This is a genomic window from Magnetococcus marinus MC-1 (genome assembly GCF_000014865.1).
In the GTDB taxonomy this organism is placed as follows: Bacteria; Pseudomonadota; Magnetococcia; order Magnetococcales; family Magnetococcaceae; genus Magnetococcus; species Magnetococcus marinus.
Genome location: NC_008576.1, coordinates 1,310,208 through 1,324,407, shown reverse-complemented (window position 1 = coordinate 1,324,407; position 14,200 = coordinate 1,310,208). Strand labels below are relative to the sequence as shown.

The window sequence follows — 14,200 nt, the reverse complement described above, 5'->3', positions numbered from 1 at the left end:
GCGCCTATCTTAGGGCTTTCTTCGCTTATTTTCACCCATCTCTCGTAGAAACCGCGACGATAAATCCAAACCGCCATCCAATCATCACATGCAATTCACTTGATCTCACCACCAATCCAGACCATTATTCCAACTGCCCAATCTGCCCATACGGAACCTCTGAGTGGAGTTGTTAATATGAGTCGAATCATGATCATTGGCTGCGGTGGTGTGGCCTCGGTGGTGGTACGCAAGTGCGCCAGCCGTCCAGAAGTGTTTAGCCACATTACCCTAGCCAGTCGCACCGCCAGCCGCTGCCAAGCGATTACGGAAAAGCTACCCCCTAATAGCGCACCCGTGGTGGTGGAACAGGTTGACGCCGATAATGTGCCTGAATTGGTGGCACTGATCCAACGCAGCAAGCCGGTTCTGGTGATCAATGTGGCCCTACCCTACCAGGACCTCACCATTATGGAGGCCTGTTTGCAGACTGGCACCCACTACCTGGATACCGCCAACTATGAGCACCCAGACGCCTTTGGCTTTGAGTATAAAGAGCAGTGGGCCTACCACCAACGCTTTGCCGACGCGGGCCTTATGGCATTGCTCGGCTGCGGTTTTGACCCAGGCGTAACCAATATTTTTTGTGCCCATGCACAAAAAGAGCTGCTGGACACCATCCGCACCGTAGATATTTTTGACTGTAATGCGGGGGACCACCACCAAGCCTTTGCTACCAACTTTAACCCCGAGATCAATATTCGCGAGATCACCCAACCGGGGCGCTATTGGGAAAAAGGCACCTGGAAAACCATCCCTCCCCTCTCTGAATCCAAGATGATCGACTTCCCTGGTGTAGGCGAGCGCCGGGGTTATTTGATCTATCATGAAGAGCAGGAGTCGCTGGTCAAAAATATTGAGGGGCTGGAGCGCATTCGCTTCTGGATGACCTTTTCCGAAGCCTATATCACCCATCTGCGGGTATTGGAAAATGTGGGCATGACCCGCATTGATCCAGTTATGTATGAGGGCCACCCTGTGGTTCCCCTACAGTTTCTTAAAGCGCTGCTGCCTGACCCCGGCTCTTTGGCGGAAAACTACCAAGGCAAGACCTCCATTGGCTGCCATATTCATGGCACCAAGGATGGTCAAGCCAAGACCGTGCGCATTTTCAACATCTGCGACCATGCCGAATGTTATACCGAGGTTGGCGCCCAAGCGGTCTCTTACACCACCGGCGTGCCCGCCATGATTGGTGCGGATCTTATGGTCTCTGGCCTGTGGAAAAAGGCCGGGGTCTACAATGTGGAGCAATTCGACCCCACTCCCTTTATGGAGCGGCTCAACCAATTTGGCCTGCCCTGGGCGGTCGAAGAGCTCAGCAACGACCCGTTCTAAGCAAGGCTCTATGCATCAACGGGGGTACTCCATTGGGTACCCCCGTTTTGTTTTTCTTAACCCCGCACAACAAATACCTCCGTGTAAGGGGTTTAACCGAGCCACACCACACCCCTACCCCCGCTCAAACGAGGTTATGGGAGACCATTTCGCCAAAAAATGGCTTGGGCAAAAATAGAAAACTTGACCTCTGCGACTTACTGGTTAGAATCCAGCCCCTACTCTTACGGTTCCAACCCGCCCCTTTTGGTTCGGCTAAGCACCCTTCGGTTGTTACCTGTGTTGCTCCATCTTGTGCTGACCTTGCTCTACCCCTACCCCTGTGGAAATAGAGCTCTGCCATCTCTGCCTGAACAGAGGCAACGAGGTATTTTGTGATGATCCAATGGTTTAAAAAACACAATGCAGGCACGCAAAAGCGGGTCGGCCAAATTTTGGCGCATGCCGACGCAGAACGGCGCTCACTGCTACGCCGCTTATTGGAAAACGGCAGCGGCAACCGCACCAAAAATGATCTACTCAGCGGCTTAACGGTGGCACTGGCTTTGGTGCCCGAGGCGGTAGCCTTTGCCTTTGTGGCAGGTGTCGCGCCACTGGTGGGGCTCTACTCCGCCTTTATGATCAGCTTGATCACCGCCATTGTAGGGGGCCGCCCCGGCATGATTAGCGGGGCTACCGGTGCCTTGGCGGTGGTGATGGTGGCCTTGGTGCTTGACCATGGTATTGAGTATCTGTTTGCCACCGTGGTGCTTATGGGGATCCTGCAAATCGGGGTGGGTTGGCTACGTCTGGGTAAATTTATTCGCATGGTACCCCATCCGGTGATGCTGGGATTTGTGAATGGTTTGGCGATTGTTATCTTTCTTGCTCAGTTAAAAAGCTTTCAGGTGGCCGACGCAGCTGGTGTCAGTCACTGGCTCAGTGGTCCCCCATTGTGGCGCATGCTGGGGTTGGTGGCCTTGACCATGGGCATCATCTACCTGCTGCCCAAATTGACCAAGGCGATCCCTTCGGCACTGGCCGCGATTCTTATAACCTCCCTGCTGGTCATTCTGCTGGGCATTGAGAGCCGCACCGTGGGCGACATGGCCTCCATTGCTGGGGGTCTACCCCAATTTCATCTGCCCATGGTGCCCCTTAATTTAGAGACCTTGCGCATCATCTTACCCTATTCGGTGATTTTAGCCGCCATTGGTTTGATTGAATCCCTGCTAACCATGAGCCTGATTGATGAGTTAACCCAGACCCGTGGGCGCGGCAATCGTGAGTGTGTCGGCCAGGGCGTCGCCAATGTCGTGACCGGTTTTTTTGGTGGCATGGGTGGCTGTGCCATGGTGGGCCAGAGCATGATCAATGTTAAATCTGGGGGACGTGGCCGACTGTCGGGCATAACGGCGGGCATTATGGTGCTTATGTTTATCCTGTTTGCCGCCCCGCTTATTGAGTTAATCCCCATTGCCGCCCTTACCGGCGTGATGTTTATGGTGGTAATCGGCACCTTTGAGTGGTCCAGTTTTCGCATTATGGGGCGCATTCCCAAGGCCGACGCCTTTGTGCTGGTCCTGGTCAGCGGCATGACCGTGGCCACCGATCTGGCCATAGCCGTCATCACTGGGGTGATTGTCTCGGCGCTGGTGTTTGCCTGGGAACATGCCCGGCAGATCCGCATTCACGCTTATGTCGATGACACGGGCAGTAAGATCTATGAATTGGAAGGCCCCCTTTTCTTCGCCTCCACCAGCACCCTGCTGGAGCGCATCACCCCAGCCCAAGACCCTGAACAGGTGGTCATTGACTTCTACGGCTCACGGGTGATGGACCACAGCGCCATTGAGGCCATTGATACCCTGGCCAGCCGCTATATCAAGGAGGGCAAAAGCCTCAAGCTGCGCCATTTAAGCCCAGAGTGCCAGCAGCTACTGGCAGAAGCCCGAGGCTTGGTTGAAATTGACCTGGAAAAAGACCCGCACTATTGGGTGGCCGCCGACAAATTGGCCTAATACACTCTTGCATATAAGTTACACGCACACCCTGTGAGCATGGGGTGTGCGTTTTTTTTTGCGCTTTGCTCGCACAGCGATCAGACCAATACCAACCCTGCTAAAAGCTTTTAAAAAATAACCACACCCATGTTAACAGAGTTAACAGTTTGTTAACTGTGTAAATTGAATGTTAACAATCTCAAAAAATATCTGTTCAAATTCCGTTATTTAGACAACTAACCTTAACAGAACAAATATTTAATATCCTTTGTCAAACGCAATCTTCCTTGAAACCCCTCGCTTTTCATCGCAAAAAAGCCAAAAACTCTCTAAAATTCTTGTTGCTTACCGGGTCTCGCTAAGATATACATGATAAAATAAAAAAACAGGTAAACCAAAATGACATCTTGTAACTTTCTGTTAACTTGATGTCACCCATTGTAAGATATGCTAAACCTCATTGACTCCATAAATATTGACGCTCTTTATTATGTTATGCATGGTGCCCACTCCAAACCTATCTGACAGGTAAGGAGCTGGCAACAAACCATGCAGATAGGCGATAGACGATCATTCCGCCCATTTGGCGTAACCAAACAGACAGAGCTAAAGAGCGAACACCATGAACAGAAAAAAAGTACACAAGGATGAACGCATCTGCACCATGTGCGGTCTCAAGGTCAAGACCGACAGTCAGAAACTCACTTTTTTGTGTGAACCGTGTCGTGCCAAAGCAGCTTCCATTCAGTTTAAGACCATCGACACCAAACAGTCGATTTTCAATAAAAGCTGAGTGCTGCCAAAGTGAATGTGTGGCTATTCTGACCGAGGGATAAGGCGGAAGGGGGCCGTGCGTGCCACGCATAAAACAAAAGGCGAACAAGCGGAGCCCCCCTGCGGCCACCCTTATAAGATGACAGCGGCACACCCCCGTGGCAAAGCGAGATAGCGCTTACGCGCTTGACCTGTTGTGCGCCCCCCTGACAAGCGAGCGGCCATGGCCAACTCTCTGACCATGGCACGCCCCCCACCTAAGCAAAAGAGCATGCGTATTATGTGCTTTTAGGGTTGTGCGCAGGGGGGGGCCTGCTCCTGTAGGTAGGCCATCACCTGTTGAGCCATAAGCTGCTGGCCTCGAACATTATAGTGACCATCAAAGGGCAGTATAGGTCGCTGGCCCCGCTGCTGATAGTCGGCTTGAAAAGCTGGCAGCAGATCCACCACCGCAATACCCAGCCGCTGGGCCTGAGCCTTTAGAAAAGCTTGGTAAGTCGCTGGGGTAAAGGTGTGGGTTATCTGCACCGCAGCGGGAATAATGACCAGGGTAAAACGAAATCCTTGCTGCTGAGCCAGCTGTTTAAATTGGACCAAATAGCTCACCACCATAGCGCGGCGCTGCTCACTCTCTTTATCCGTAGCCCCGCGCAGAATTTTTTGTTCAAAATGGTTAGGGTCCACCGTCAGCCCCCGCCATAGATCGTGCAACCACATCAACAGTGCACTGTGCCGTAACCCTTGCATCTGTTGCCAACGCTGTAGACGCTCCCCTTCGGGCTTTCCCGAAAGGTCCGGCATATACCAATCCAATCCCTTATAGCGTCGGTAGCGGGCCGCAATGTTCACCTCATCAAAATCGTTCAGGTAGAAAAACAGCAGCACATGATCGGGCTGTAACTGGGGTTGCAACCGCTGTAATAGGGCAAATTCTTGGTTAATGCTGTAGGCTCGCACCCCAGCATTCACCACCTCGGGCTGACAGCGGGGAAAACGCGCCTGTAGCGCCTCTTGCAAGCGGGTGGTAAGCAACGCCTCATCGGCAATGCCTTGCCCGTAAAGGTGCGAATCCCCCAAAGCCAATATCCGATAGCGCCCAGCAGCCGGATCAGCCAGCTCTGGCCCACGCAAACCCAGGCTGTTTAACTGCACCTTATGCTGATAGGTATAGTGCAGATCGCTCGGTTTCATCCGAAAACCGGTTTGTGGATCTGGCAACACCCGGACCAAGGGCATGCGCTCCATCAGGGGCGCCCCCACCAACAGACGCACCCCCAATTCGCCCACCAGCACGGTGAGCAATAGGGTAATTACGCCAATCACTAGGGTTTGTTTGAGCAACCGCCAAATCTGCATCATACCCGCCATATCCACCACGATTCATGCCCCAACACGCGCCCCCAACACTGCGTGCCACAGGGGTGAGATACCACCCATCCGCAGGGGATGAACACTCTGCAAGCCCCCCGCACACCTTTTTTTTCCATCCTTTGTGACTGCGGATTGCCCCGCACCGAGCACACCCCCTGCCCCCAGCGGGACAACCACACAGAAGAGGCTCTGCATCCTGGCCACGCAAAAAACAGCCCATCTACCGCCCTTCCCCCGCTGGTTTATGCCCAGAGTAACGATCACCTACACAAAAAGCAATCTGACCCAACCACCATCGAGATTGACCCACTCCGCGCACTCACGGGAGCTAAGCTCGCCCCATCGCGCCCCAAAAGCTACCGTCCACCGATCCCCCTGCTGATCGCTGCACCCCCAAGCTAACCTACACGACCCTTTACCGCCCACGCAGCGCTGTAAAATAATGCAATCTGCCTAAAATAAGACCATTTCATGACTGTTTTAGAATCAACCATAACCATATAATATTCAAATATGTTTTTATGTTTAAAAAGACTGGATACCCCCGTAAAAAACATGCTAAAAGCGCCTACATGGTATCTGGAGACGGCCCCCACGCCTCGCCAGTGGGGTTGCCGCCCCCTTGCCAGTCACCTCCCCCAGCAGAGACCTTAAACCTTCGGTTTGGAGCCCCCCATGGCTAAGCTTGAGCTCGCCCGCCCCATCGCCACCGCACTGGTTGAAAAGCATCCAGAGCTGCAACGCTACCTGGAGCAGTTAAACATCTCTCATCGCATGGTCATTGCCTATACAGATCTCGCGCCAGCTCACCTGCGCACCTTGATTGCCCTTTATGGGCAAGAGAGCGGCGCGGAGGTGCGGGTGGCGCTGCTTGAGGCCCTACAACAGGCCAGTGCTGGAGAGCGCTATCAAGCCGAACACTTTCCACAGCTTATCCCGGATTTGGTGGCTTATCTTTGCCAGGGCAGCCAGCGGGGCTGGCTGTTTAAATTGGACAACTCCGCGACCCTACGCCCCTATCTGGTCACACGCATTGACTTTACCCCATCGGGTGGCGATGAAAATGCCCGTTTGGTGGTGGAGCTCAAAGCCAACTGTTGCGGCAAGCTTGCCCATCCACAACTGATCTTTAGCGAACGGGACATCCCCGACCGCACCCTACCAGAGCTCTTAGCAGACCGAGGATTTGTAAAAGAGAGCCCCCCATTGGTTGCGCTCTACGACCAACAGAGCCGCCAATATTTCGACTGGCGCAACCGTTTTAACGTACAATTTTCCGGGCGTGGTATTGGCCTCTATGCCGAAGACCCCAGCGCCACCCACCGCAATACGGACTATGCGCGTAAAAATGTGGTGGTGCTCTCCACCACCGACAGACCGGCCCGCTTGGTTAATGACGAATCCATCCTCACCGACCGGGATCTTACCCTGGAGTCCTCTGGGGCGATATTAAGCACCCTACTCAAGCGTATTCAGCGCGAATCTGGCCTACCTCGTGAGATCGACAACCGATTAATAACCCTGGCCGAAGAGATGCCCCCCAGCCTCTTTACCCAGCTGCCAGTGCATGCCTATCTGTTTGTTTTTCATCTTGAGCTTCATCACCATCTTTGGGTTCACATGGATCATCTTAGCCTTTATTGTTACCAACCTGAACTTAAAGAAAAGCTCATTTTACCAGTCGAGCATGTGGATTTAATCGACATTCTCACCGCTGAGATGGATCTCTTAATGGAAGATATTGTAGAGGGTAAATCTGGCGGCACTACGGTGCTCTGCTCGGGTCCTGCGGGGGTGGGCAAGACCTTGACCGCAGAGGTCTACGCCGAGATCATTCGACGCCCCCTTTACCGGGTGCACTCCGGTCAATTGGGGCTCAATGTGGCAGAGATGGAAAAGAGCTTAAAAGAGGTCTTAATTCGTGCCCAACGTTGGGGTGCGGTCATGCTGATTGACGAGGCCGATGTCTACATTAAGCGGCGTGATGATAACCTTACCATGAACGCCGTGGTGGGGGTTTTTCTACGGGTATTGGAATATTTTAATGGTCTGCTGTTTTTAACCACCAACCGAAGCCATGATATTGACGAGGCGATTATCTCGCGCTGTATCGCCATGATCCGCTTTCAGCCCCCTTCACGTCAGGAGCGGGTACAGATTTGGTCGGTCATGGCCGAGCAGTTTGCCCTTCCCCTCTCGGTGCCGATGCAGGAACAGCTGGCGGATTGTTATCCTCAAGCCACCGGGCGAGACATTAAAGGCTTAACCAAACTGGTGGCGAAATATTGTGCCCATCGCAGCACGTCACCCAGCTTGGCGGTCTTTGCCCACTGCGCCATCTTTCGGGGCATGGATCTACCATCGGCACCGGCCTCTTAGGAAAAACAAGCCATGATGCACTTTTATATGACCCCTGGTTCGTGCTCCACCGGCATCCATATTTTATTAGAGGAGTTAGATCTCCTTTTTGCGGCACACATTGTAAACCTACCGGCGGGAGAGCACCAGACAGCGGCCTATCTTGCCCTTAATCCCAAGGGCACCATCCCGGTGCTCGTCACCGCCCACACGCCGCCAGAGCCCCCCCAGGTATTGGCCGATTTTACGGCCATTGCTTGGTGGCTGGCGACCACCCATCCAAAAGCCAAGCTGCTACCGGAAAATCCCTTTCAACAAGCGGCGGTATTGGAGGTGGTGAACCACATTACGGCCACGGTGCATGGTCAAGGTTTTACCCGCATTTTCACCCCAGAGAAGTATCACCATGGAGAGAACAGTGATGCGCAGATTCAGCAAGCCGGGCGTGAGCTGGTGGCTCAGGGTTTTGCGATTCTGGCGCAACGGCTGGCGGCCCAGGGCCCCTATCTCTTTGGTTCTTTTAGCATCGCCGACGCAGCCCTGTTTTACGTCACTTTTTGGGCAGATCGTATTGGGTTGCCCATGCCCACAGCGTGTCGTGCCCACCTAGCGTGCATGCTTCAGCGCCCCAAGGTGCAGCAGGTAGTGCGTGAAGAAGGCTATTCATTAAGCCCCTCCTATGCTGAGCGTGGCTGCGAGAAGTTACCCAACGTGCAACAGAGCAGCCACATAAAGCCAATTCCAACCACTCTATGAAAAGTGTATCATAGGCTCGACGATCAACTAAAAGCGGTATGAACCTCTTTTGGCACCCCTCGGGCCTGTGACAATGCCATTACCCCTCGCAGAGATAACCCAACTGCTGCAACAGAGCCTGCCAGAACTCATGGCACTCTATCTGTTCGGCAGCCACGCCAGTGGTACAGCCAACCCAGAGAGCGATCTGGATTTGGCGCTGCTGCTGCCGGGTAAAGCAGATCCGTTAACTCTATGGCAGCTGGGGGATAAGGTGGCAGAGCGCGTTGGCTACCCGGTGGATCTGCTGGACCTACGCGCCGCCACCACCGTTATGCAATACCAGATTATCACCACCGGTCGGCGGATTTGGGAAAAGGATCATCAGCCTGCCCTCTACGAGAGCTTTATTCTCAGCGAAAAAACGGCCCTGGATGAAGCCCGCGCACCACTCCTGGAAAGGATTCAACGAGAAGGAACCATCCATGGTTGATGATGTGCTGCTTAATAAATCCGCCACGATTGAGCGCTGCGTGGCGCGTGCTCGGGAAGAGTACAACAAAAACCCGGAGACCTTCGCCCAGGATTTTACCCGCCAAGACGCCGCCATTCTCAACATTCAACGCGCCTGCGAAGCCGCTCTGGACGCCGGGCAGCACCTCATTCGCCGGGAACGCCTAGGCATCCCCCAGGGGGCGCGCCATGTTTTTGAGTTGCTGGCCCAAGCTGGCTGGATCACCACCCAACTGGCTGATTCGCTCAAACGCATGGTCGGCTTTCGCAACATTGCCGTACATGACTACCAAACGCTACAACTGCCCATTACCGTCGCCATCATCACCCAACATCTTGATGAATTGCTGGTTTTTACCCAAACCATCCTTAAGCACCACACCGGAGCAGCACCTGCGCCATGATCGCCTCCGCCCCTTACGATCAACCGTCGACACGACTTCCCCGCCCTATAAAGCCGCTTACACCACCCTGGTCTGTGATGCAGCATTCCCGCTAAAAAATAGCGGATTTATGCGAACAGAAACGGACGTGTGCGGACGCTGCAACCTATCAAAACCCTGTATTTAGGCACAAAAAAGGCCCGTTATGAACGGGCCTGAATTGTATAATGGCGGAAGGGGTGGGATTCGAACCCACGGACCCTTGCGGGTCGCTGGTTTTCAAGACCAGTGCATTCAACCGGGCTCTGCCACCCTTCCTTTGCGGAACCTACATATACCACAATTGGGGGCTAGGTTGGCAACCCCTTTGCCCAATAATCTCCACAATTTTTAGAACATCTCCCCCATACATCCCACAACACCCCCAAACCCCACCAAGAGAGACCAACAAGGTTTAAGCGCACCCGGTTTGAATAGGGAAAAACCTGTTCCCCAGCTTGTCCGTCACCCATGGGCAACCATCCGTGCCACCGCTCATGGTCAACATAAGCGCAGATGGGCCATCACCATGGGCAAGGCTCCCTGCAAACACACCCTACCTAGCCAATGATCTCTAGCCCACCCATATAAGGACGCAACACCTCTGGTACCACCACACGGCCATCGGCCTGTTGGTAGTTCTCCAAAACCGCTACCAACGCCCGACCCACCGCCACACCCGAACCATTTAAGGTGTGCACCAACTCCGGCTTGCCCTTGGCCTCGCGCCGAAAACGCGCTTTCATGCGCCGCGCTTGAAAATCCTCCGTATTCGAACAGGATGAGATCTCACGATATTTACCCTGCCCCGGCAGCCACACCTCAATATCATAGGTCTTGCTGGCACCAAACCCCATATCCCCACTACACAACACCACCGTGCGAAACGGTAAACCCAGCCCCTTTAATACCTGCTCCGCGTGGCCGGTCAACTCCTCCAACGCCGCATAGCTCTCCTCTGGGCGGCGAATCTGCACCAACTCTACCTTGTCAAACTGGTGTTGCCGGATCAAACCCCGCGTATCCTTGCCCGCCGAACCCGCCTCGCGACGAAAACAGTTGGTCCACGCCGTCATGCGCATGGGCAGTTGGCTATCTTCCAAAATCTGCTCCCGCACCAGGTTTGTAACCGGCACCTCGGCAGTGGGAATCATATAATAGGCATCATCCCGGGTGCGAAACAGATCCTCTTCAAATTTGGGCAACTGCCCCGTACCAAACAGACACTCCGCATTGGTCAAAACCGGCGGCAAAATCTCTTGATAACCATGGGAACCGGTGTGCAAATCCAACATATAGTTGGCTAAGGCCCGCGAAAGCCGTGCCCCCACCCCCTTAAAGACCGTAAAACGCGAACCCGCTACCGCCGCGCCAGCCTCAAAATCCAAAATCCCCAGCGCCTCACCAATCTCCCAGTGATTCTTCGCCTCAAAGCCCAGCACCTGGGGATCACCCCCCTCACCCCCGCTGGGGGACCAACGCCGTACCTCGACATTATCCTGCTCACCCAGGCCATCGGGCACCGAGCTGTGGGGCGTGTTGGGCAGCGCCACAATAATGGCCTCCACCTGCCCTTCCAACTCGGCCAACACGCTCTCTAGCTCTTTGAGACGCGGCCCCACACGCTGCATCTGCTCAAACAGATCGCTGGCATCCTCTCTGGCCGCCTTGCGCTGACCAATCTCCTTAGACAGCGTGTTGCGCTGGGACTGCAACTGCTCCACCTCTGTTTGAATGGTGCGCTTACGCCCCTCCAACGCACGAAAGGCGTTTAGGTCCACCGCACCACCACGACGTTGCAATGCTGCCTCAACAGCATCGGTTTCAGTACGAATGCGTTTGATATCCAGCACAGTTAAGCTCCCTCTTCCTCGGATGCAGACGCATCAGCCACACCATCGTCCGCCACACCATCTTCACCCAACGCATCGCCCTCGGTTAGGGGGGCTATGGGTTCGCCCTCTTCATCAAAGGCGTCCACCTCTTCCGCCTCAGCCAGACGCGCCACCGAAACCACCCGCTCACCCTCAGCCACATTGAGCACCCGCACCCCCATGGTGGCACGACCCGCAACACGAATGGAGTCCACCTTGGTACGCAGTACCGTACCCTGGTCGGTAATCACCATCACCTCATCTTGCTCATCCACCACCAGCGCACTCACCACATTGCCGGTCTTATCCCGCACATCCATGCCGATCACGCCCTGCGTACCCCGCCCCTTGGTGGGATATTGGCTCAGGTCACTACGTTTGCCATACCCCTTTTCGGTAATGGTCAGCAGTTGCCCCACCGCCTCACCATCAATCACGGTTAAGGCAATCACCCCATCCTCACCTTTAAGGCGCATACCACGCACCCCCTGGGAGACACGTCCAACCCGCCGCACCTTCTCATCGGCAAAGCGCACAGCCTTACCACCCTGGGCAAACAGCATGATGCGCCCTGGCGCGGCATCCGCGCTGCTCTCATCCTCGGGCAGCTCTTCATCCACCCCTTCGTCCCCCTCAGGCAACTCCGCATCCCCACTGCTCGGCAGCAATGCTACCCCAATGAGATCATCAATCTCCAACAGATTAATGGCGCGTATGCCGGTGGTGCGAATGTTGGCGTAGTTGGAGAGCACCGTCTTTTTAATTAAACCACGACGGGTGGCAAACAGCAGATCCCAGCTCCCCCACTCGGCCTCGGCCACGGGAATGGGCACAATCTGACGCACCTTTTCGCCCTCTTCGAGCTGCAACAGGTTGACGATAGCCTTACCCCGCGAGAGACGACTGCCCGAAGGAATTTCATACACTTTAAGCTTAAACACCCGCCCCGTATCGGTAAACAGGAAGATGGTATCGTGGGTCGATGCCACAAACATCTGCTCCACAAAATCCTCATCCTTAACCCCAGTGGCACTCTTACCCTTGCCACCACGGCGCTGCGCCTGATAAGCCAAGCTGGGCTGCCGCTTGATATAACCGCCATGACTGACCGTTACCACCATCTCCTCTTCCGGGATCAGGTCGGCAATGGAGAAATCCCCTACCGCCTCAACAATCAGGGTGCGGCGTGGGTTGGCATAGCGCTCTTTAATTTCCAACAGCTCCTGGCGGATCACATCCATCAACACACCGTCAGAGGCCAAAATCCCTTTAAGGTAGGCGATCTCTTTTAAGATCTCTTCAAACTCCTCATGGATCTTCTCTGTCTCCAGGCCAGTCAAGCGGTGCAGACGCATATCCAAAATCGCCTGGGCCTGATCCGCCGAAAGGGTATACCCCCCCTCCACAAACTGCGCGGAGCGCACATCATTTTCACCCAAGGCACGGGCCAGCATCGCCTCCACCGGGCCGCGCTCCCACCGTTCGGCCATCAAGCCCTCTTTGGCCTCTGCCGATGTTTTTGCCGCGCGGATCAAGGCAATAATGCGGTCAATATTGGCCAAAGCGACCGCCAGACCCTCCAAAATATGGGCACGGGCTTGGGCCTTGTTGAGTTCAAATATGGTGCGTCGGGTTACCACCTCGCGACGGTGTTTGAGAAAGGCCACCAAAAAGGCTTTTAAACTCAACGTCACAGGCCGTCCATCCACCAACGCCAGGGCGTTGATGCCAAAACTGCTCTGCATGGCGGTATGTTTAAAGAGTTGGTTGAGCACCACATCCGCTTGGTGATCCCGTTTGATCTCGATCACCACCCGCATCCCTTCGCGGTCGGACTCATCCCGCAGGTCGGAGATACCCGTCACCTTTTTTTCGCGCACCAGTTCGGCGATGCGCTCCACCAGCTTGGCCTTGTTGACCTGATAGGGCAACTCATGCACCAAGATGGTCTCTTTGCCATCTTTACGGGTTTCAATGACCGTTTTAGCGCGGATGATCACCGAGCCCCGCCCCGTCTCATAGCCCGACACGATGCCCGCTTGGCCATGGATCGAGCCCCCGGTAGGAAAGTCTGGACCGGGGATATACTGCATTAAGGCGCGGGGGTCTAACTCGGGATCATCAATCAGGGCGCAGGTCGCGTCGATGACCTCCCCCAGGTTATGGGGGGGGATGTTGGTGGCCATGCCCACCGCGATGCCCGATGAGCCATTGACCAGCAGGTTGGGATATTTGGCGGGCAGCACTTCGGGCTCTTTAAGTGAGCCATCGTAGTTGGGGCCAAAGGCGACTGTCTCTTTATCAATATCCGCCAGCAACTCGGAAGCCAGCCGGGTCATGCGCACTTCGGTATAACGCATGGCGGCGGCGGAGTCGCCATCCACCGAGCCAAAGTTGCCCTGACCATCCACCAGCAGGTGGCGCATGGAGAAATCCTGTGCCATGCGTACGATGGTGTCATACACGGCAGAGTCACCATGGGGGTGATATTTACCGATCACGTCACCGACCACGCGGGCCGATTTTTTATAGGAGCGGTTCCATTCGTTACCCAGCTCTCGCATGGCAAAGAGCACCCGACGATGGACCGGCTTTAAGCCGTCTCGCACATCGGGCAGGGCGCGTCCTACGATTACGCTCATGGCGTAATCCAGGTAGGAACGTTGCATTTCATCTTCAATATTGATTGGGAGCCGTTCTGCGGTGGGGGTGGTATCGCTCATGGTCATCCTTTGTTCACCCTGCGGCGTACTCTATGCAGGAGAGGGCACAGAATCCAAATGGGCCAGTTTTT

Annotated in this window: 10 protein-coding genes and 1 tRNA gene; 7 read left to right on the top strand and 4 right to left on the bottom strand. The window is 54.8% G+C overall.

What is annotated here, in order from left to right:
• Positions 1 to 177 precede the first annotated feature (177 nt).
• The 3 genes from MMC1_RS05535 (at position 178) to MMC1_RS21835 (ending at position 4,152) form a co-directional block, all read left to right on the top strand.
• Positions 178 to 1,377: a saccharopine dehydrogenase family protein gene (locus MMC1_RS05535; RefSeq protein WP_011712756.1), complete on the top strand. Its 1,200-nt coding sequence runs from the start codon at positions 178 to 180 to the stop codon at positions 1,375 to 1,377.
• Between the two features lie 377 nt (positions 1,378 to 1,754).
• Entirely contained in the window at positions 1,755 to 3,377 is a 1,623-nt protein-coding gene (locus MMC1_RS05530) for a SulP family inorganic anion transporter (protein ID WP_011712755.1), read from the top strand.
• A 604-nt stretch (positions 3,378 to 3,981) separates the two neighbouring features.
• Positions 3,982 to 4,152: a hypothetical protein gene (locus MMC1_RS21835; RefSeq protein ID WP_160162665.1), complete on the top strand. Its 171-nt coding sequence runs from the start codon at positions 3,982 to 3,984 to the stop codon at positions 4,150 to 4,152.
• Positions 4,153 to 4,421: 269 nt separating this feature from the next.
• Here the strand turns inward: MMC1_RS21835 and MMC1_RS05525 are convergent, their stop codons facing one another.
• Positions 4,422 to 5,492 (bottom strand): SGNH/GDSL hydrolase family protein, encoded by a 1,071-nt coding sequence (locus tag MMC1_RS05525; RefSeq protein ID WP_160162664.1) that lies wholly within the window; start codon positions 5,490 to 5,492, stop codon positions 4,422 to 4,424.
• Between the two features lie 687 nt (positions 5,493 to 6,179).
• On the opposite strand from MMC1_RS05525, the gene MMC1_RS05515 reads away from it, so the two are divergent.
• The 4 genes from MMC1_RS05515 (at position 6,180) to hepT (ending at position 9,514) form a co-directional block, all read left to right on the top strand.
• Positions 6,180 to 7,883, top strand: a complete 1,704-nt coding sequence (locus MMC1_RS05515; protein WP_011712752.1) for an AAA family ATPase — start codon at positions 6,180 to 6,182, stop codon at positions 7,881 to 7,883.
• A 12-nt stretch (positions 7,884 to 7,895) separates the two neighbouring features.
• Positions 7,896 to 8,618, top strand: a complete 723-nt coding sequence (locus tag MMC1_RS05510; RefSeq protein WP_011712751.1) for a glutathione S-transferase family protein — start codon at positions 7,896 to 7,898, stop codon at positions 8,616 to 8,618.
• A 73-nt stretch (positions 8,619 to 8,691) separates the two neighbouring features.
• On the top strand, positions 8,692 to 9,090 hold the full coding sequence (mntA, locus tag MMC1_RS05505) for a type VII toxin-antitoxin system MntA family adenylyltransferase antitoxin (RefSeq protein ID WP_011712750.1): 399 nt from the start codon (positions 8,692 to 8,694) through the stop codon (positions 9,088 to 9,090).
• The gene (gene hepT / locus MMC1_RS05500; protein ID WP_011712749.1) at positions 9,083 to 9,514 is read left to right on the top strand and encodes a type VII toxin-antitoxin system HepT family RNase toxin; all 432 of its coding nucleotides are present in this window, start codon (positions 9,083 to 9,085) and stop codon (positions 9,512 to 9,514) included. The genes mntA and hepT overlap by 8 nt, the downstream gene beginning before the upstream one ends.
• Before the next feature lie 207 nt (positions 9,515 to 9,721).
• On the opposite strand, the gene MMC1_RS05495 is transcribed toward hepT, so the two are convergent.
• The 3 genes from MMC1_RS05495 to gyrA form a co-directional block, all read right to left on the bottom strand.
• A tRNA-Ser gene (locus MMC1_RS05495) sits at positions 9,722 to 9,811 on the bottom strand.
• 281 nt (positions 9,812 to 10,092) lie between these two features.
• The gene (gene serS / locus MMC1_RS05490) at positions 10,093 to 11,385 is read right to left on the bottom strand and encodes a serine--tRNA ligase (RefSeq protein ID WP_011712748.1); all 1,293 of its coding nucleotides are present in this window, start codon (positions 11,383 to 11,385) and stop codon (positions 10,093 to 10,095) included.
• A 2-nt stretch (positions 11,386 to 11,387) separates the two neighbouring features.
• Positions 11,388 to 14,129 carry a DNA gyrase subunit A gene (gyrA, locus tag MMC1_RS05485; protein ID WP_041640848.1) on the bottom strand — a complete coding sequence of 914 codons (2,742 nt, stop codon included), beginning with the start codon at positions 14,127 to 14,129 and terminating at the stop codon, positions 11,388 to 11,390.
• Between the last annotated feature and the right edge of the window lie 71 nt (positions 14,130 to 14,200).

Coding starts and splice junctions, on each gene's coding strand:
- MMC1_RS05535 (WP_011712756.1), top strand. CDS start 178: ATGAGTCGAATCATGATCATTGGCTGCGGTGGTGTGGCCTCGGTGGTG.
- gyrA (WP_041640848.1), bottom strand. CDS start 14,129: ATGAGCGATACCACCCCCACCGCAGAACGGCTCCCAATCAATATTGAA.
- MMC1_RS05525 (WP_160162664.1), bottom strand. CDS start 5,492: ATGATGCAGATTTGGCGGTTGCTCAAACAAACCCTAGTGATTGGCGTA.
- mntA (WP_011712750.1), top strand. CDS start 8,692: ATGCCATTACCCCTCGCAGAGATAACCCAACTGCTGCAACAGAGCCTG.
- MMC1_RS05530 (WP_011712755.1), top strand. CDS start 1,755: ATGATCCAATGGTTTAAAAAACACAATGCAGGCACGCAAAAGCGGGTC.
- MMC1_RS05510 (WP_011712751.1), top strand. CDS start 7,896: ATGATGCACTTTTATATGACCCCTGGTTCGTGCTCCACCGGCATCCAT.
- MMC1_RS05515 (WP_011712752.1), top strand. CDS start 6,180: ATGGCTAAGCTTGAGCTCGCCCGCCCCATCGCCACCGCACTGGTTGAA.
- MMC1_RS21835 (WP_160162665.1), top strand. CDS start 3,982: ATGAACAGAAAAAAAGTACACAAGGATGAACGCATCTGCACCATGTGC.
- hepT (WP_011712749.1), top strand. CDS start 9,083: ATGGTTGATGATGTGCTGCTTAATAAATCCGCCACGATTGAGCGCTGC.